A 14,579-nucleotide genomic window follows, 5' to 3' on the forward strand; every position below is an offset into this window, starting at 1 on the left:
ATCAGCAGGAAGAGATCACGCCCCGATCATGGCGACAAGGTCGGGCCCGCAGGCTAGCGGCTGGCCGACTGATAGATGTCGGCGACGTCCAGGCAGGCGCTGCGGGCGTAGTTCCATTTGGAATTGTCGTTCATGCCCTGTTCGGCCAGCGCCTGCAGGCCCGAATTGCGGCCCGCCAGGATGGCCGGCTGCACGACCTGCAGCGCGTCGGGCCGCTTGAGGCCGCGATCCTTCATCACCCGCTTGATGGCGTCCTCGGCGAAGCCCAGAGCCCTGGCCTTGGCCATCTCGGCCCCGGCGGCGTCGCCCTTCTCGGCGAGATAGTTGCTGGTGGCGCCGAACAGGCCGGCGCATTGCGCCTGGGTCGACCAGTAGCTCTGGCCGGCCAGCCGCTCGGTCAGCCCGGTGCCACCCGGGAAGATCAGATCGCCGGCCATGGCGGGAACCGCCGCCGAGAGGGCCAGCCCGGCCGCCAGGGCCGTCATCAGGGTCCGCTTCATCTTCCCCTCCATCGCCCGGTCGCGCGGGCCTTGAGTGGAAATGTGACTCCAAGCGGAGGGCCTGACAACGGTCTCGTGCGAGAGGCGAGGGCGGGATCGCCCAGGAGGCGATCGACGGTTGCGGCGCAGCAAGCCCACAGGTTGGCCGAACGACGGATTCCCGGCGAGAGAAGAGTCAGGAGTCTCAATCGGCTAGCCGGCCGGCCGTGGTTAATTCATGCTGCATTGCAGCAATTGCTTGCGAATCGATACCGTTGGCGCCATAAACCCCGGCATAAGTGGGATTTCGGCCATTTCGTGAACCGGTCGGACCCCCGTTTCGAAGAGCTCCAGGCGTGCGTATTTGGGGGGCATTTCGAGGCGCATGTCGGGGGGCGATCCGCCCTCGCCGCACAGGACACGATCCTTGTTCGAGCCTTCGCAAACGCGCGTCAGCGCGCGTGAACCGCTATTCTCAAAACTGTCCCCTTCCCGGAAGGGTGGATGGAAGGCGCTGATCGGCGCGGCCCTCACCGGCACGGCCGTCGGCCTGATCGTCGGCGGCGCCTATCTGGCCGGGGGCATGGCCCAGGCCGCCTCGCAGCACGCCCGCATCGCCCGGCTGGCCGACGCCGCCCAGGACGGGTTCTCGGAATCCAGCCTCAAGACCGCCGCCGGCCGCATGGACGCCGGCATCCTGTTCGTTGCCCAGCGCCACGACCCCTACACCAGCGCCGGTTCGGCGCAACGTGACCGCCAGGCCGCCCTGCTGGCCGCCCGCCTCGAGCGCCGCGCCGAAAAGAAGCCGGACGCCGGCGGCGTGCTGCTGCGCGCCAGCTTCGGCGGGCCGTTCAACCCGGCCGCCGCGCCCTTCCGCCTGAGCGGGGCTCTGGAAGCCTCGCGCGATCTCGATTGCCTGACCGCCGCCGTCTATTACGAGGCTCGCGGCGAGACCCCGTCCGGCCAGGCGGCCGTGGCCCAGGTGGTGCTCAACCGAGTCCGCCATCCGGCCTTCCCCAAGACGGTCTGCGGCGTGGTGTTCCAGGGCGCCTACAGCGGTGGCGCCTGCCAGTTCAGCTTCGCCTGCGACGGCTCGATGCGGAAGCGGCGCGAGCCGGCCGCCTGGGCCCGGGCCGAGCGGGTCGCCGCCCGCGCCCTCAACGGCTACGTGATGACCGAGGTCGGCAACGCCACCAACTTCCACACCATCAATGTTTCGCCGGGCTGGGGCCCGCGCATGTTGCGGGTGGCCCAGGTGGGGCTGCATATCTTCTATCGCTTCGGCGGCCCTTCGGGATCGCCGGGCGCCTTCACCGGCCGTCCGACCCTGTCGATCGCCAGCGCCGCCGACGCGCCGGTCTATGGCGCCCAGCCGACCCTGCTGGTCAGCGCCCAGACCTCGGGCCCGCCCGAGGTGCTGATGGCCAGCGCCGTCCTCAGCGCCCCGCCGCCGTCGGGCGTCGGCGGCCCGCTGGGCCGCACCGCCGAACCGGCCTCCGCCCCCAAGCTCGACGCCGAACCGGCGCCGCCGGTCGACGCGCCGATCAAATCCGCTCCCCCATCGCCTTGAGCTGCTTGCGGACCTGCCCTGGCAGGAACCGCGCGGCGAAGCGCAGCTGCTTGCCGGCCTTGCCGACGATGTAGTGCAGGTCCTTGCCATGGGCCGCCCGCCAGATGACCTCGGCCGCTTCCTCGACGGTGTAGACCGGCTGGCCCGCCTCGCGGATGGTGTCGCTCATCTTGATGTTCGAGCCTGAGGCGCCGGCCTGCAGGATCGGAGTCTCGACGAACCAGGGCATCACGCAGCTGACCTTGACCCCGAACCGCTCGAACTCGATGTCGAGCGCTTCGGAGAGGCCCTTCACCGCCGATTTGGTGGCGCAGTAGACCGCCAGCTTGGGCGCGCCATAGAGGCCCGCGCAGGACGCCACATTGACCAGCCGCGAGCCCGGCGTCGCCTTCAGCAGCTCCAGTCCGGCCCGGGCGCCGTTGACCACGCCCTTGATGTTGATGTCGATCTGGCGCTCGACCTCGTCGTCGGCCTGCTCTTCCAGAAAGCCGTAGCTGGCGATGCCGGCATTGTTGAGCAGCACGTCCAGCCGCCCGCCCGAGGCCTTGGCGAAGGCGGCCAGCGCCTTGGTCCAGCCGGCCCGGTCGCGCACGTCCAGCGCATGGGTCGAGCCGTTGTCCTTGCCGATGGCGGCCAGGGCCTCCTTCAGCCCGGCGGCGTTGATGTCGGCCAGACCGACGAACCAGCCCTCCGCCGCGAACCGCCTGGCCGCCGCCAGGCCGATGCCGCTGGCGGCGCCGGTGATGAAAATGGCCTTGCGGCTGGAATCGCTGGACATGAGATGATGGCCTCCCTGGAAGCAAGGATAGGGCGATGAGCGACGAAGGCCAGCATTCCAAGGACGCCTTGTCCCAGCAACTGCTGGGCGTGGGCTACGACCAACTGGACGATATCAAGAAGAGCGTCATCGACGTCATGTCCGACGGCGCGCCGACGGGCCTGCATCCCCAGTTGAAGACCGACGACCGCACCTACTGGGACCGGCTGGCCGACCATGTCGCGGCGATCGGCGGCTCCTGGGGCTTCATCTTCGGGTTCGGGGCGGTGCTGGCGCTATGGATCGGCTCCAACCTGTTCCTGACCCTCTGGCACAGGGCGTTCGACCCCTATCCCTTCATCTTCCTCAACCTGCTGCTCTCGACCCTGGCGGCCATCCAGGCCCCGGTGATCATGATGAGCCAGAACCGCCAGGCCACCAAGGACCGCCAGGCGGCCGAGCACGACTACCTGGTCAATCTGCGGGCCGAGCTGGAGATCATGCGGCTGCACGAGAAGCTGGACCGGCTGCGGGATACCGAGATCCTCAACATGGTCACCTGCCAGAACGAGACCCTGGAACTGATGCGCCAGCAGGTGGCCGGGCTGTCGGCGAAGATCGAGGACTAGAGTTTCAGCAGATAGACGTGCTCGCCCTCCAGCACGGCCTCGCCGCGCTGGTTGATGACGCTGGCGGCCATGGTAACGACGCCCGTGGTGCGCTGGCGCTTCAGCTCGGTGATCTCCAGGGCGGGATACAGGGTGTCGCCCGGGTAGGCGCTCTTCAGGATGCGGGCGCGGACCTCGATCATGCCCAGCAGGGCGTCGCCGATCTCATGCGGAAAGAGGCCGGCGCCGGCGGCGGTGAAGCACAGCACCTGCAGGCCATGGGCCAGGGGGCCGGGATGGCCCAGGGCCTGGCAGTATTCGGCGTCATAGTGGATCGGGTGGTTGTCCAGGCTCACAGCCTGGAAGGCCGCGAAATTGCCGTCGCCCAGGGTGCGGGAGGGCAGGGGATAGCGGTCGCCGACCTTGAGGTCGTCGAAGCCTTTGGCGGGGACGAGGCGGTGGGTCTCGTAGACCGGCGGCAGGGGCATGAGAAACCTTAAGAAGCGCGGCGGAAGGCCTGGGGCGGCTGGCCGAAGGTGCGGACGAAGGCCCGGCGCATGCGCTCGGCGTCGCCGAAGCCGGACTCCAGGGCGACATCCTCGACCTGCAGCGGCTGGCCGTCCAGCAGGGCCCGGGCCGCCTCGATGCGCAGCCGCTCGATGGCCTTGGCCGGGGTGACGCCGGTGCGGGCGGCGAAGGCCCGGGCGAAGTTGCGCGGGCTCATGGCCACGCGCTCGGCCAGCTGCTCGACGCTGAGCGGCTCCTTGAGGTTCTGGCGGGCCCAGGCCAGCAGGTCGTCGAACCGGCCGGTCTCCAGCTCCAGCAGGGCCGAGAACTGCGACTGGCCGCCCGGCCGGCGGTGATAGACCACCAGCTGCTGGGCCGTCTTGCGGGCGATGTCTTCGCCCAGGTCCGCGGCGACCATGGCCAGGCTCAGGTCGATGCCGGCGGTGATGCCGGCGCTGGTCCACACCTCGCCGTCGCGCACGAAGATACGGTCGGGCTCCAGCTTCACGGCCGGATAGCGGCGGGCGAAATCGGCGGTGCGATTCCAGTGGGTGGTGGCCCGCCGGCCGTCCAGCAACCCGGCGGCGGCCAGGATGTAGGCGCCCGAACAGACGCTGGCCGTCCGGCGGCTGTCCGCGGACGCCTGGCGCACGAAGTCGAGAGTCGCCTCGCAGATGGCCGGGCCGCGGGTGCCCTCACCACCCACCGCCACGAGGGTGTCCAGCCGACCGGCCTCGGCGAAGGGCTTGGCGCTCATCTTCACGCCCGAGGAACTGGCGACCTCGCCGCCGTCGCGCGCCAGCACCTGGATGTCGTAGGCCCCAGGCTGGTAGCGGCCGGCGATCTCGAACACCGCGATCGGTCCCGCCGCATCGAGCAGCTGGAAGTCCGGGAAGATCAGGAAGCCGATCCTGCGGGTCATGGCGCTAATTGAGGGATCAATGTCATTTCTGCCAGACGCTATCTGGGGGATGATCCAGCGTCAACAGACGGAGCCTCCCCATGACCCAGATCGTCTTCGCCCTCTATCCGGGCGTCACCCAACTCGACTTCACCGGCCCGCACCAGTTCTTCTGCCGCCTGCCGGGGGCGAAAGTGCGGGTTGCCTGCGAAAGCGGCGAGCCCATCGTCACCGACGGCCTGACCTTCGCCGGCCTGGAGCGGCTGGCCGACATCGAGCATTGCGACGTGCTCTGCGTGCCGGGCGGGTTCGGCACGACCGAGGCCATGCAGAACGCCGCCTTCATGGCCCAGATCAAGCGGCTGGCGGCCGGGGCGAAATACGTCACCTCGGTCTGCACCGGCTCGCTGATCCTGGCGGCGGCGGGGCTGCTGACCGGCAGGCGGGCAGCCTGCCACTGGGCCTGGCGCGACCAGCTCAGCCTGTTCGGAGCCATTCCCGATCCGGCCCGGGTCGTGCGCGACGGCAACATCTTCACCGGCGGCGGCGTGACGGCGGGCATCGACTTCGCCCTGACCCTGGCCGCCGAACTGGCGAGCGAGGAGATCGCCCAGGGCATCCAGCTGGGCCTGGAATACGCCCCCGCCCCGCCCTTCCAATCCGGGCGGCCGGAGACGGCCCCGCCAGAGGTGCTGGCGCGGATCAACGCCATCTTCGCCCAGGCCATGCCCGAGCGGCGGGCGGCGGCCGAGAAGGTGGCGGCGAGGGTTTAGCGGTCCTGGACCTTATGCTGCACGTCGGAGACGTTCTGGCGCAGATTGCCGTGGCGGCCCTGCTCGCGCAGGTTCTGCCCGGCATTGCCATCCTGGGCGTGCTGATGGTCGTGCGCGATGGTTGGACGCTGGCCTCGGAAGCTGCGCTGTTCCGGGGGAATGGGCGGGGCTTTCGACATGGGGGCCTCCTTTACTGAGGAGGAAAACGGCCGCCCGCTGGACGCGGTTCCGCCTCAGCGGACCCAGCGCAGCATGTGGGGGAAGGGCGGCGGGCCGTCCGCTGTCGCCCGCTTCGCCTCCAGGGTCATGCCGTAGAGCTGCAGCAATGGTGTGCCGTAGTACAGGCCGGCGTCGAAGCATTCGGCCATGTTCGGCCCCTCGCCCTTGAACGAGGTCGGATGGAAGACGACCTCGGTCGGCAGGCCCAGGTGACGGGCGGCGGCGAATGACCAGGCGGTGGCGGACAACTCGTCCGCCCCGCTGGCTTCCATCTCGGGCGTATCGCGCAGTTCCGGCCGGCAGACGGCCAGGTGTCCGGCTTCGTGCAGAAGATCTCCCGGCGCATAGTCCGTAGCCGGATCATAGAGAATGACGCCATGGCGGATGGTCATGCCGGGCAGGCCGGTGGGGCCGGTTAGGGCCTCGGCCCGCACCTCAAAGCCAACCTCGCGGATGAAGGTGCAGATGCGCTCGGTCAGCGCCTGTCTGTCCTGGTCCGCCCCTTTCGTCATCGCCGTCAGTGGTATCGCGGTCAGGCGCCGAAGGCCACCGAGGTCATCGAGATGGCGGCGAAGACGTCGTCGTTGAAGAAGTCCGGCCGCTCGCCCGGCTCGGCCGCGCCCAGCACATAGAGCAGGGGCAGATAGTGCTCGGCGCTGTTGATCGAGGCCTCGGCCTCCGGGCCCAGCTGCGCATAGTCGATCAGCGGCTGGTGGTCGCCCGCCTCGATCAGCCGCTTGGCGGTGTCGTTGAAGCGCACCGCCCAGTCCGGCGTCTCGCCCCGGCGGAAATCGACGGCCCGCAGGTTGTGGACGATGTCGCCGCTGCCGACGATCAGCACCCCTTCGTCGCGCAGCGGGGCCAGGCGGCGGCCGGCCTCGTAGTGCCACTGATTGGAGGCGGCGCGGTCCAGGCTGAGCTGGACGATCGGGATGTTGGCGGCCGGATACATCGGGGCCAGCACGCTCCAGGCGCCGTGGTCCAGGCCCCGGCCGGGGTCCTGGCGGACCGGATCGGGCGACAGCAGCTGCGCCACACGCCGGGCCAGGGCGGGATCGCCCGGCACCGGGTACTGCACCTCGAACAGGGCCTGCGGAAAGCCGCCGAAGTCATGGATGGTCGGCGGCGCGGGCGAGGCGGTGACCGCCGCCCCTTGCGTCTCCCAGTGGGCCGAGACGCAGAGGATGGCCCGGGGCCGCGTCAGCCGCTCGCCGGCCTGCGCCCAGGCCCGGCGCCAGGAATTGTCCTCGATGGCGTTCATCGGCGAGCCGTGGCCCAGGAACAGGACCGGAAGGCGCTCGGACATGGCATAAATCCTTATCGCAACACTGACGGATACAGATAGGCGGCGGCCCCCCGATTGCAACCCAGCGCCCGAAAGGCCCGATTTCCACCGGGCGCGAGCGAAACCATGGCCCAGCCGCATCAATTTGGCACGACCCGCCCGATGGACCGTCCCAACCCCGGACGGGGCGGCGGTCTTGACGCCCTGCGCTTCCTGGCCTCGCTGCTGATCGTCCTCTACCACTATGGGACCCAGGCCCCGGTCCCGCTGGACCAGCTGCATCCGGTGTTCAGCCGCGGCTTCCTGGCTACCGACTTCTTCCTGATCCTGTCGGGCTACGTGCTGGGCCAGGCCTATGGCGCCCAGGTGCTGTCCGGGCGGGTCGGGACCGTCCGCTTCGTGGTCAAGCGGGTGACCCGGCTGTGGCCGGGCCAGGCCATCATGCTGCTGGCCCTGGCGGTGGTGGTCGGGCTCTCGGCCCTGGCCGGGTTCGCGCCGGCCCATCCCGAGCATTTCACTCTACGGGCCTTCTGGATGCAGCTGTTTCTGGTCCAGTCCCTGGGCGTTCCGGGCGGCGCAGGGTGGAACACGCCCAGCTGGTCGCTGTCGGCCCTGCTCGTCTGCTATGCGATCTTCCCGCTCGCCTGGCGCTGGGTCAGTCGCGTCAGGGACACCGTCCTGCCGACGGCGCTCGCCCTGATCTCGGTGCTCAGCGGCGACCTGATCTGCCAGATGGTCCTGGGCCACGCGATCAGCGACCTGCCGCTGCATCTGGGCATGTTGCGGGCCATGCCGCTGTTCCTGCTGGGCGTCTGCATCGCCCGCACGGTGCAGCAGGGCGCTCCCTCGCTGCGCATCGCCAAGGACACCGCCTGGGCGTCGGCCGCGATCCTGGTCGTGCTGCAGCTGATCGGCCGGCTGGACATGGCCAGCATCGTCGCCATCGCCGCCCTGGTGCTGGCCTGGGGCCGGCTGCCGGTCCGCAAGCCCTCGGCGACTATCGAGGCCGCCGCCAAGCTCAGCTTCGCCCTCTTCATCACCCACACCCTGTCGGGGCTGGTCTGGTTCGGGCTGGCAACGGTGGTGGAGCGATCCCTCCCGGCCTCGCCGGCCATCGGCTGGACGCTGTGGGCGCTGGCCTTCCCCTTCGCCATGGTCGTGGCGGGGCTGTTCCACCGCTATGTCGACAGTCCGCTGCAGGCCTTGATCGCGCCCTTGCTGGCGACCCGCCGTATACGGACGGTCTCCGCCTAGGCGACCGCGTCCAGCCCGACATCCAGGATCGGCGCCGAGTGGGTGAGGGCGCCGACGCTGATCACATCGACCCCGGTCTCGGCGATATCGACCACGGTGCTCAGGTCGACCCCACCCGAGGCCTCCAGCACCGCCCGACCCCGGGCGGCGGCGACGGCGATGCGCAGGTCGGCCAGGCTGAAATTGTCCAGCATGACCACATCGGGTCCCTCGGCCAGGGCCTCTTCCAGCTGTTCCAGCCGGTCGATCTCGACCTCGACCTTGACCAGATGACCGACGGCGGCGCGGGCGGCGCGCACCGCCGGCCCGACGCCCCCGCAGGCGGCGACATGGTTGTCCTTGATCAGCACCGCGTCATCCAGGCCGAAGCGATGGTTGCGCGCGCCGCCGAACCGCACGGCCATCTTCTCCAGGGCGCGCAGGCCGGGCGTGGTCTTGCGGGTGTCGGTGATCGCCGCCCCGGTATGGGCGACGGCGCGGACATAGGCGCGGGTCAGGGTGGCGATGCCGCTGAGCCGCTGGACGAAGTTGAGGGCCGTGCGCTCGGCGGTGAGAATCGCCCGGGCGTCGCCCTCGATGCGGGCCAGCAGGGCCCCAGTGGGCACGTCCTGGCCGTCGAAGGCCAGGGCCTCGTAGCTGCAGCCGCCGACCGCCTGGAAGGCCAGCCGCGCGCAGTCGAGGCCGGCGATCCGGCCCTCGCGGCGGGCGGCGATGACCGTGGTCATCCGGGTTCCGGCCGGGATGCAGGCCAGCGAGGTGATGTCGCCGGCCCGGCCGAGGTCCTCGGCGAGGGCCGCGCGGACCTGGGGCTCGATCATCAGGTCGGGCAGGGCGGTCATGCAGGTCTCCCGGCCAGGAGGCCGCTGGTCAGGGTGCGCATGGCGGCGCGGACCTCGCGGCTGGCGGCCTGGGGATCGGCGGCGACGGCGATCCTCAGCGTGGCCTGCACGAAGCTGCCAAACAGCATGTGGGCCAGGGCCGCCACCTGCGCCTGGGGCAGGAGCCCGGCGTCGACCAGATGGCCCAGCGCATGGGCGATCAGAGCGATGCCGACCGGCTCCTGCAGGGCCATCCAGGCCTCGACCCCCAGCACGGCCGGTCCGTCGATCAACAGCATCTGGCGGACCTCTGGGGTCTCATAGATGTCGAGCCACTTGTCGCCGCCCGTGACGATCTCATCCAGGGCATGGGTCCCGCCGGACATGGTCGCCGCGTCCACCTGCCAGCGCACGTCGGCCAGCACCGCCTCGCAGGCGGCGCGAAAGAGGTCGGTCTTGTCCTTGAACTGATAATAGACCGCCCCCTTGGTCAGGCCGGCGGCGGCGGCCACCTCATCGACCGACACGGCCGCGAAGCCGTGTTCGGAAAACAGCCTGCGGGCCTGGGCGATCAGGCGATCGCGGTTGGTGAGGGCGGGTTGGGTTGACATCATACCTTCAGTATGTTGGATCATACCCAAGGTATGACAAGCTGAAACGGGGAGCGCCGCCGTGAAGATCACCAATGCCCGCCTGGTCGGACTCGCGGCGATGGCGGCCGTGCTCATCGCGCTTACGGGCATGGCGCTGGCCGGTGGCTGGACCCGTGAGGGCGCCTTGATGGCGACCCGCCTGACCGCGCGCTGGTCGTTTCCCTGGTTCATGGCAGCCTGGATGGCCTCCTCGCTGGCGGCAGTGTGGCCGGGCGGCTGGCGGGCAGGCCTGCTGCGGCGGCGACGGGGCGTGGGTCTGGCCTTTGCCGCCAACCACGGCGTCCATCTGGTCTTTATCCTGATCTCGGCCTTCGTGTTCAATGTCGAGACGGCGCGAATTCAGATTCTGGGCGGCGGGTTCGGCTATCTGCTGATCGCCCTGATGGCGGCGACCTCGAACAACGCCTCGGTGCGGCTGCTGGGCCCCAAGCTCTGGCGAGTCCTGCACAGTGTCGGCGGTTGGGTGGTGCTGGGCATCTTCACCAACAGCTATGTGGGACGGCTGGACGGGAAGCCCTGGCTGGCCATCCCGGCGCTGGGCCTGATCGCCCTGGCCCTGGCGCTGCGCCTGGCCGCGTGGCTGGGCAGACGCCAACGGCTTCAGGCCGCCTGAACGCGCGGCGGGACGGCCGGCAGCGTGACGACGGTGTGGCGCGGCCAGTCGAGGGTCTGGGGATAGTCGGCGCGGAAATGCCCGCCCCGGCTCTCGCGCCGGGCCAGGGCCGCCTCGGCGACCAGGCCGGCGACGGTGAGGATGGGCCCCTCGCCATGGGCGGCCTTGAGATCGGCGACCAGGTTCAGCAGCCGCTTCAGGCCCTCGGCGTCACGCAGCACGCCGGCGTCGCGGCTCATGGCCTGGCGCAGGATCTGCAGCGCCGCGTCCGGCAGGTCCGGGGCAGGCGCGACCGGCAGCGGCGCGGTGCGGGGCGTCTGAACTTCGCGCATGTCGCGGCCGGCCCGGGCGCCGAACACCGCCGCCTCCAGCAGGCTGTTGGAGGCCAGGCGGTTGGCGCCGTGCACGCCGGTCGAGGCGCATTCGCCCGCCGCCCAGAGCCCCGCCAGGCTGGTGCGGCCGGTCAGGTCCGTGGCGACGCCGCCCATGTGGTAGTGGCAGGCCGGCACGACCGGGATTGGCATGACGCGCGGATCGATGCCGGCCGCCATGCAGGCGGCGAACACGGCCGGGAACTCATGCGGGAATTCCTCGCCGACGGCCTCGCGGGCGTCGAGGAAGGCGCCGCGGCCGGCGGCGCGCTCGGCATGGATAGCCCGGGCGACCATGTCGCGGGGGCCCAACTCGGCGGCCTCGGCATAGTGGGCCATGAAGGCCGTGCCGTCGGTGTTGACCAGTTTGGCGCCCTCGCCGCGCAGGGCCTCGGTGGCCAGGGGGGCGGGGTCGGCGCCGATGTCGATGGCGGTGGGGTGGAACTGCACGAACTCCGGATCGACGATCCGGGCCCCGGCCAGGGCGGCCAGGCCCAGGCCCACGCCCTGGGCGGCGGCCGGGGTGGTGGTCACCGCATAGAGGCCGCCAATGCCGCCGGTGGCCAGCAGGGTGGCGGGGGCGAGGATTTCGGTGAGGCGCCCGGCGCTCTCGGCCAGCACGCCGCGCACCGCGCCCTGGCTGTCCTGGATCAGGCCGCGCAGGCGCGCATCCTCGCGGACCTGGATGTGCGGGGCGGCGCGGACGGCGGCGATGACCGCCTGCATGATCTTGGCGCCGGCCTGGTCGCCGCCGACCCGGGCGATCCGGGGACGGCCGTGGGCGGCCTCCAGGCCCTGGGAAAAGCCGCCGTCGGGGTCGCGGTTGAAGGGCGCGCCCAGGGCGGCCAGGGCGCGGACGGCGTCCGGCCCCTCCCCGGTGAGCAGCCTGGCGGCGGCCGGATCGACCAGGCCGGCGCCGGCGGTGATGGTGTCGGCGGCGTGCAGGGCGGGGCTGTCATCTTCGCTCAGCGCGGCGGCCATGCCGCCCTGGGCCCAGGCCGAGGCGCAGGCTTGGCCCAGCGGCGCGGGGCTCAGCACCAGCACAGGGCGCGGGGCGGCGGCCAGGGCGGCGGTCAGGCCGGCCAGCCCGGCCCCGACGATCAGCACCCCGTCGTGATGGATCTGCTCTCTCATCGCAGTTCCGCCGCGGCGGCCTCCGGGTCGGCGACGAACATGGCGTCGAAGGCCTCCTGCAGGTGGCAGCCATGGCGGATAAGCCACTCGACCACTTCGCGGGCGTCCATCGGCATCAGGCAGGCCTTGGCCTTGCCCACTTCCGGCGGGGTGGCGCGGACCATGTAGCGGCCCGCCAGCTTGGTGATGTGGATCATGGGCAGGATCCTTCTTTCAGACGTGGGCGAGAGCCTCGCGATGGCGTTGGGCGGTGGGCTCGTCGAAACAGCAGAGGGTGACGGCCTTCAGGCCGGGGGCGGACTTCAGGAACCCGGCCACCGTGCGGATGGCGACCTGGGCGGCCTGGTCGACGGGATAGCGGTAGACGCCGGTCGAGATGGCCGGGAAGGCGATGGTCTCGACGCCATTCTCCACAGCGACCTCGAGCGAGCGGCGATAGCAGCTGGCCAGCAGCTCGGCCTCGCCCTCGCCGCCGCCCTGCCAGATCGGGCCGACGGTATGGATGACGTAGCGGGCCGGCAGGTTGAACCCGGGCGTGATCTTAGCCTCGCCCGTGGCGCAGCCGCCCAGCGGGCGACAGGCGGCCAGCAGCTCTGGTCCCGCCGCGCGATGGATGGCCCCGTCGACGCCGCCGCCGCCCAGCAGGCTGGTGTTGGCGGCGTTGACGATGGCGTCGACGTCGAGGCGGGTGATGTCGCCGACGACGATCTCCACGCGGTCCATCAGATCAGCTCCACATCGACATGATGGCGCGCCTTGACCAGGTCATAGCGGGCCGGCTCGGCGGGCGGCGGCAGGTCGATCATCCGCTGCACGGCCAGACGGGCGCGGGCGGCCAGGGCCGGCTCGACGATGACCTCGTGACGGCCGGTCAGCAGGGCGTCGCGGATGTTTTCCAGGGTGATCCGCTTCATGTGCGGGCAGAGGTTGCAGGGCCCGACGAACTGGGTGCCCGGATGGTCGATGGCGACGTTGGAGGCCATCGAGCACTCGGTGATCAGCACCACCCGGCGGGGCTTGCGGGTGGCCACATAGTCGCTCATCGCGGCCGTGGAGCCGGCGAAGTCGGCGGCGCGCAGCACCTCCTCGGGACACTCGGGGTGTGCCAGGATCTCGGCGTCCGGCCAGGCGTCGCGCATCTCGGCGATGTCGCCGGCGGTGAAGCGCTCATGCACCTCGCAGCGGCCCTGCCAGGCGATGATCTTCACATCGGTCTGGGCGGCGACATTGCGGGCCAGGAACTCGTCGGGGATCAGGATGACCCGGTCGACGCCCCACTGGCGGGCGGCCCATTCGACCACCTGCACGGCGTTGGCGCTGGTGCAGCAGATGTCGGTCTCGGCCTTCACCTCGGCGGTGGTGTTGACATAGGTGACCACCGGCAGGCCCGGATAGCGCTGCTTGATCAGCCGCACGTCCGCGCCCGTGATGGAGGAGGCCAGTGAGCAGCCGGCCCGCAGGTCGGGGATCAGCACGGTCTTGTCGGGACAGAGCACCTTGGAGGTCTCGGCCATGAAGTGGACGCCGGCCTGGACGATGATCCTGGCGTCGGTGCGGGCCGCCTCTCTGGCCAGGCCCAGGCTGTCGCCGACGAAGTCGCCCACGCCGTGGAAGATTTCCGGGGTCATGTAGTTGTGGGCCAGGATGACGGCCTGTTTCTCGGCCTTGAGCGCATTGATCTCGGCGATCAGCGGGGCGTGCAGCCGCCATTCCAGCGGCGTGACCTTGTCGCTCAGCCTGGCCCATATCGCGGCCGTGGCGGCTTCGACCTCGGGGGTGAAGGCGGCGGTGGAACCATCGGCCATCTCGTCCTCCTCAGGCTCCTTATGCTCACCTTGAGCATTTCTGGGGCCTCAAAAAGGCCGGGCGGCGGACCGCTCCGGCGGCTCTTATGCTAAATATGAGCATAAGGGCTGAGTGCTATGTAGACCCCAGATTGGGGCAGGGCAAGGGGCGTGTGACGTTTTCTTTGCGGCGCCGGGCCTATACCCGTCGAATGGGAATACCTCTCCGGAGCGCGGAACAATGGAAACGGTCTATGACCTGTGGTTTGAGCGCGAATATCCCGATCGCGAGGATACCGAACTTCACATCGGCATCTACGCTACCGAGGCTGATGCGAAGCGGGCCATCGCAAGCCTGGTCGGCCAGCCAGGGTTCCGTGACTATCCAGAGGGTTTCCAGATCCATCCGACCAAGCTGGGCCGCACCGGTTGGCTGGAGGGGTTCGTTTCATAGTGAACCTGCAGGCCGCTTTTTGCTGCGGCGGTTGTGCTGGGCGGCCTCTCTGGCTATCACCCGGCCATGACCGACCAACTTCCCGCCGACCTGCCTGACCGCCTCTGCGCCAGCCCCGGCAGCCCCTATTACGACGCCGACCTGCTGGAACGCGGCGTCGGCGTGCGCTTCAACGGCGCCGACAAGACCAATGTCGAGGAATATTGCGTCAGCGAGGGCTGGGTGCGGCTCAGCGTCGGCAAGGCCGTCGACCGCAAGGGCAACCCGATGACCGTCAAGCTGCAGGGGACGGTCGAGCCCTATTGGCGCGAGGCCGAGGCTTAAGACCTAGATCTTTCCTCCCCGCGCAGCGGGGGAGGTGGCCGCCGAAGGCGGACGGAGGGGGCGAGGGCCGTGCGC

The 14,579-nt window shown here is 70.1% G+C and carries 20 protein-coding genes; 7 read left to right on the plus strand and 13 right to left on the minus strand.

What is annotated here, in order from left to right; genetic code table 11:
- Window positions 1–53 precede the first annotated feature (53 nt).
- Complete coding sequence (locus QO010_RS19270; protein WP_307351892.1) at window positions 54–500, minus strand: hypothetical protein; 447 nt, start codon at window positions 498–500, stop codon at window positions 54–56.
- Window positions 501–906: 406 nt separating this feature from the next.
- Between QO010_RS19270 and QO010_RS19275 the strand changes: the two genes are divergently transcribed.
- Window positions 907–2,049, plus strand: a complete 1,143-nt coding sequence (locus tag QO010_RS19275) for a cell wall hydrolase (RefSeq protein ID WP_307351893.1) — start codon at window positions 907–909, stop codon at window positions 2,047–2,049.
- Here the strand turns inward: QO010_RS19275 and QO010_RS19280 are convergent.
- Window positions 2,024–2,827: an SDR family oxidoreductase gene (locus QO010_RS19280; RefSeq protein WP_307351894.1), complete on the minus strand. Its 804-nt coding sequence runs from the start codon at window positions 2,825–2,827 to the stop codon at window positions 2,024–2,026. The two genes, QO010_RS19275 and QO010_RS19280, sit on opposite strands and share 26 nt — an antisense overlap.
- Window positions 2,828–2,862: 35 nt before the next feature.
- On the opposite strand from QO010_RS19280, the gene QO010_RS19285 reads away from it, so the two are divergent.
- A complete protein-coding gene (locus tag QO010_RS19285; protein ID WP_307351895.1) occupies window positions 2,863–3,435 on the plus strand; it encodes a DUF1003 domain-containing protein in 573 nt (190 codons plus the stop codon).
- Here the strand turns inward: QO010_RS19285 and QO010_RS19290 are convergent.
- Complete coding sequence (locus QO010_RS19290; RefSeq protein ID WP_307351896.1) at window positions 3,432–3,902, minus strand: MaoC family dehydratase; 471 nt, start codon at window positions 3,900–3,902, stop codon at window positions 3,432–3,434. The genes QO010_RS19285 and QO010_RS19290 overlap by 4 nt on opposite strands.
- An 8-nt stretch (window positions 3,903–3,910) precedes the next feature.
- Window positions 3,911–4,843 (minus strand): GlxA family transcriptional regulator, encoded by a 933-nt coding sequence (locus QO010_RS19295; RefSeq protein ID WP_307351897.1) that lies wholly within the window; start codon window positions 4,841–4,843, stop codon window positions 3,911–3,913.
- A gap of 80 nt (window positions 4,844–4,923) precedes the next feature.
- Between QO010_RS19295 and QO010_RS19300 the strand changes: the two genes are divergently transcribed.
- Window positions 4,924–5,595 (plus strand): DJ-1/PfpI family protein, encoded by a 672-nt coding sequence (locus QO010_RS19300; protein WP_307351898.1) that lies wholly within the window; start codon window positions 4,924–4,926, stop codon window positions 5,593–5,595.
- On the opposite strand, the gene QO010_RS19305 is transcribed toward QO010_RS19300, so the two are convergent.
- Genes QO010_RS19305 through ygiD form a run of 3 tightly spaced genes read right to left on the minus strand, consistent with a single transcriptional unit; the run spans window position 5,592 to window position 7,120 of the window.
- Window positions 5,592–5,774: a hypothetical protein gene (locus tag QO010_RS19305; RefSeq protein WP_307351899.1), complete on the minus strand. Its 183-nt coding sequence runs from the start codon at window positions 5,772–5,774 to the stop codon at window positions 5,592–5,594. The two genes, QO010_RS19300 and QO010_RS19305, sit on opposite strands and share 4 nt — an antisense overlap.
- A gap of 54 nt (window positions 5,775–5,828) precedes the next feature.
- Window positions 5,829–6,326, minus strand: coding sequence for a hypothetical protein (locus tag QO010_RS19310; protein ID WP_307351900.1), 498 nt, complete (start codon window positions 6,324–6,326; stop codon window positions 5,829–5,831).
- Window positions 6,327–6,346: 20 nt separating this feature from the next.
- A complete protein-coding gene (ygiD, locus tag QO010_RS19315; RefSeq protein ID WP_307351901.1) occupies window positions 6,347–7,120 on the minus strand; it encodes a 4,5-DOPA-extradiol-dioxygenase in 774 nt (257 codons plus the stop codon).
- Window positions 7,121–7,225: 105 nt separating this feature from the next.
- Here ygiD and QO010_RS19320 point away from each other — a divergent pair, with 105 nt between their 5' ends.
- Window positions 7,226–8,353 (plus strand): acyltransferase family protein, encoded by a 1,128-nt coding sequence (locus QO010_RS19320; RefSeq protein ID WP_307351903.1) that lies wholly within the window; start codon window positions 7,226–7,228, stop codon window positions 8,351–8,353.
- Here QO010_RS19320 and nadC read toward each other — a convergent pair.
- Both nadC and QO010_RS19330 read right to left on the minus strand, forming a co-directional pair.
- On the minus strand, window positions 8,350–9,192 hold the full coding sequence (gene nadC / locus QO010_RS19325) for a carboxylating nicotinate-nucleotide diphosphorylase (protein WP_307351904.1): 843 nt from the start codon (window positions 9,190–9,192) through the stop codon (window positions 8,350–8,352). The genes QO010_RS19320 and nadC overlap by 4 nt on opposite strands.
- Entirely contained in the window at window positions 9,189–9,782 is a 594-nt protein-coding gene (locus tag QO010_RS19330) for a TetR/AcrR family transcriptional regulator (protein WP_307351906.1), read from the minus strand. The genes nadC and QO010_RS19330 overlap by 4 nt, the downstream gene beginning before the upstream one ends.
- A gap of 61 nt (window positions 9,783–9,843) precedes the next feature.
- Between QO010_RS19330 and QO010_RS19335 the strand changes: the two genes are divergently transcribed.
- The gene (locus tag QO010_RS19335; RefSeq protein ID WP_307351908.1) at window positions 9,844–10,437 is read left to right on the plus strand and encodes a hypothetical protein; all 594 of its coding nucleotides are present in this window, start codon (window positions 9,844–9,846) and stop codon (window positions 10,435–10,437) included.
- On the opposite strand, the gene QO010_RS19340 is transcribed toward QO010_RS19335, so the two are convergent.
- From QO010_RS19340 to nadA, 4 genes are read right to left on the minus strand one after another with little or no spacing between them, the layout of a single operon-like run.
- Window positions 10,425–11,942: an L-aspartate oxidase gene (locus tag QO010_RS19340; RefSeq protein WP_307351910.1), complete on the minus strand. Its 1,518-nt coding sequence runs from the start codon at window positions 11,940–11,942 to the stop codon at window positions 10,425–10,427. The two genes, QO010_RS19335 and QO010_RS19340, sit on opposite strands and share 13 nt — an antisense overlap.
- The gene (locus QO010_RS19345; RefSeq protein ID WP_307351912.1) at window positions 11,939–12,139 is read right to left on the minus strand and encodes a hypothetical protein; all 201 of its coding nucleotides are present in this window, start codon (window positions 12,137–12,139) and stop codon (window positions 11,939–11,941) included. Before QO010_RS19345 ends, QO010_RS19340 begins: the two co-directional genes overlap by 4 nt.
- A 16-nt stretch (window positions 12,140–12,155) precedes the next feature.
- Window positions 12,156–12,665: an O-acetyl-ADP-ribose deacetylase gene (locus QO010_RS19350; RefSeq protein WP_307351913.1), complete on the minus strand. Its 510-nt coding sequence runs from the start codon at window positions 12,663–12,665 to the stop codon at window positions 12,156–12,158.
- Complete coding sequence (nadA, locus tag QO010_RS19355) at window positions 12,665–13,747, minus strand: quinolinate synthase NadA (protein ID WP_307351915.1); 1,083 nt, start codon at window positions 13,745–13,747, stop codon at window positions 12,665–12,667. Before nadA ends, QO010_RS19350 begins: the two co-directional genes overlap by 1 nt.
- A gap of 220 nt (window positions 13,748–13,967) precedes the next feature.
- Between nadA and QO010_RS19360 the strand changes: the two genes are divergently transcribed.
- The gene (locus QO010_RS19360; protein WP_307351917.1) at window positions 13,968–14,180 is read left to right on the plus strand and encodes a hypothetical protein; all 213 of its coding nucleotides are present in this window, start codon (window positions 13,968–13,970) and stop codon (window positions 14,178–14,180) included.
- A 66-nt stretch (window positions 14,181–14,246) separates the two neighbouring features.
- Window positions 14,247–14,504: a DUF3297 family protein gene (locus QO010_RS19365; protein ID WP_307351919.1), complete on the plus strand. Its 258-nt coding sequence runs from the start codon at window positions 14,247–14,249 to the stop codon at window positions 14,502–14,504.
- Window positions 14,505–14,579 lie beyond the last annotated feature (75 nt).

This window comes from Caulobacter ginsengisoli (genome assembly GCF_030814835.1).
Taxonomy (GTDB): Bacteria; Pseudomonadota; Alphaproteobacteria; order Caulobacterales; family Caulobacteraceae; genus Caulobacter; species Caulobacter ginsengisoli.

What these genes read in the sequence shown, in the direction of transcription:
- QO010_RS19305 (WP_307351899.1), bottom strand. Translation starts at nt 5,774, where the DNA reads ATGTCGAAAGCCCCGCCCATTCCCCCGGAACAGCGCAGCTTCCGAGGC.
- QO010_RS19360 (WP_307351917.1), top strand. Translation starts at nt 13,968, where the DNA reads ATGGAAACGGTCTATGACCTGTGGTTTGAGCGCGAATATCCCGATCGC.
- nadA (WP_307351915.1), bottom strand. Translation starts at nt 13,747, where the DNA reads ATGGCCGATGGTTCCACCGCCGCCTTCACCCCCGAGGTCGAAGCCGCC.
- QO010_RS19290 (WP_307351896.1), bottom strand. Translation starts at nt 3,902, where the DNA reads ATGCCCCTGCCGCCGGTCTACGAGACCCACCGCCTCGTCCCCGCCAAA.
- QO010_RS19340 (WP_307351910.1), bottom strand. Translation starts at nt 11,942, where the DNA reads ATGAGAGAGCAGATCCATCACGACGGGGTGCTGATCGTCGGGGCCGGG.
- QO010_RS19310 (WP_307351900.1), bottom strand. Translation starts at nt 6,326, where the DNA reads ATGACGAAAGGGGCGGACCAGGACAGACAGGCGCTGACCGAGCGCATC.
- ygiD (WP_307351901.1), bottom strand. Translation starts at nt 7,120, where the DNA reads ATGTCCGAGCGCCTTCCGGTCCTGTTCCTGGGCCACGGCTCGCCGATG.
- QO010_RS19295 (WP_307351897.1), bottom strand. Translation starts at nt 4,843, where the DNA reads ATGACCCGCAGGATCGGCTTCCTGATCTTCCCGGACTTCCAGCTGCTC.
- QO010_RS19280 (WP_307351894.1), bottom strand. Translation starts at nt 2,827, where the DNA reads ATGTCCAGCGATTCCAGCCGCAAGGCCATTTTCATCACCGGCGCCGCC.
- QO010_RS19285 (WP_307351895.1), top strand. Translation starts at nt 2,863, where the DNA reads ATGAGCGACGAAGGCCAGCATTCCAAGGACGCCTTGTCCCAGCAACTG.
- QO010_RS19330 (WP_307351906.1), bottom strand. Translation starts at nt 9,782, where the DNA reads ATGTCAACCCAACCCGCCCTCACCAACCGCGATCGCCTGATCGCCCAG.
- QO010_RS19365 (WP_307351919.1), top strand. Translation starts at nt 14,247, where the DNA reads ATGACCGACCAACTTCCCGCCGACCTGCCTGACCGCCTCTGCGCCAGC.
- QO010_RS19320 (WP_307351903.1), top strand. Translation starts at nt 7,226, where the DNA reads ATGGCCCAGCCGCATCAATTTGGCACGACCCGCCCGATGGACCGTCCC.
- nadC (WP_307351904.1), bottom strand. Translation starts at nt 9,192, where the DNA reads ATGACCGCCCTGCCCGACCTGATGATCGAGCCCCAGGTCCGCGCGGCC.
- QO010_RS19345 (WP_307351912.1), bottom strand. Translation starts at nt 12,139, where the DNA reads ATGATCCACATCACCAAGCTGGCGGGCCGCTACATGGTCCGCGCCACC.
- QO010_RS19350 (WP_307351913.1), bottom strand. Translation starts at nt 12,665, where the DNA reads ATGGACCGCGTGGAGATCGTCGTCGGCGACATCACCCGCCTCGACGTC.
- QO010_RS19300 (WP_307351898.1), top strand. Translation starts at nt 4,924, where the DNA reads ATGACCCAGATCGTCTTCGCCCTCTATCCGGGCGTCACCCAACTCGAC.
- QO010_RS19270 (WP_307351892.1), bottom strand. Translation starts at nt 500, where the DNA reads ATGAAGCGGACCCTGATGACGGCCCTGGCGGCCGGGCTGGCCCTCTCG.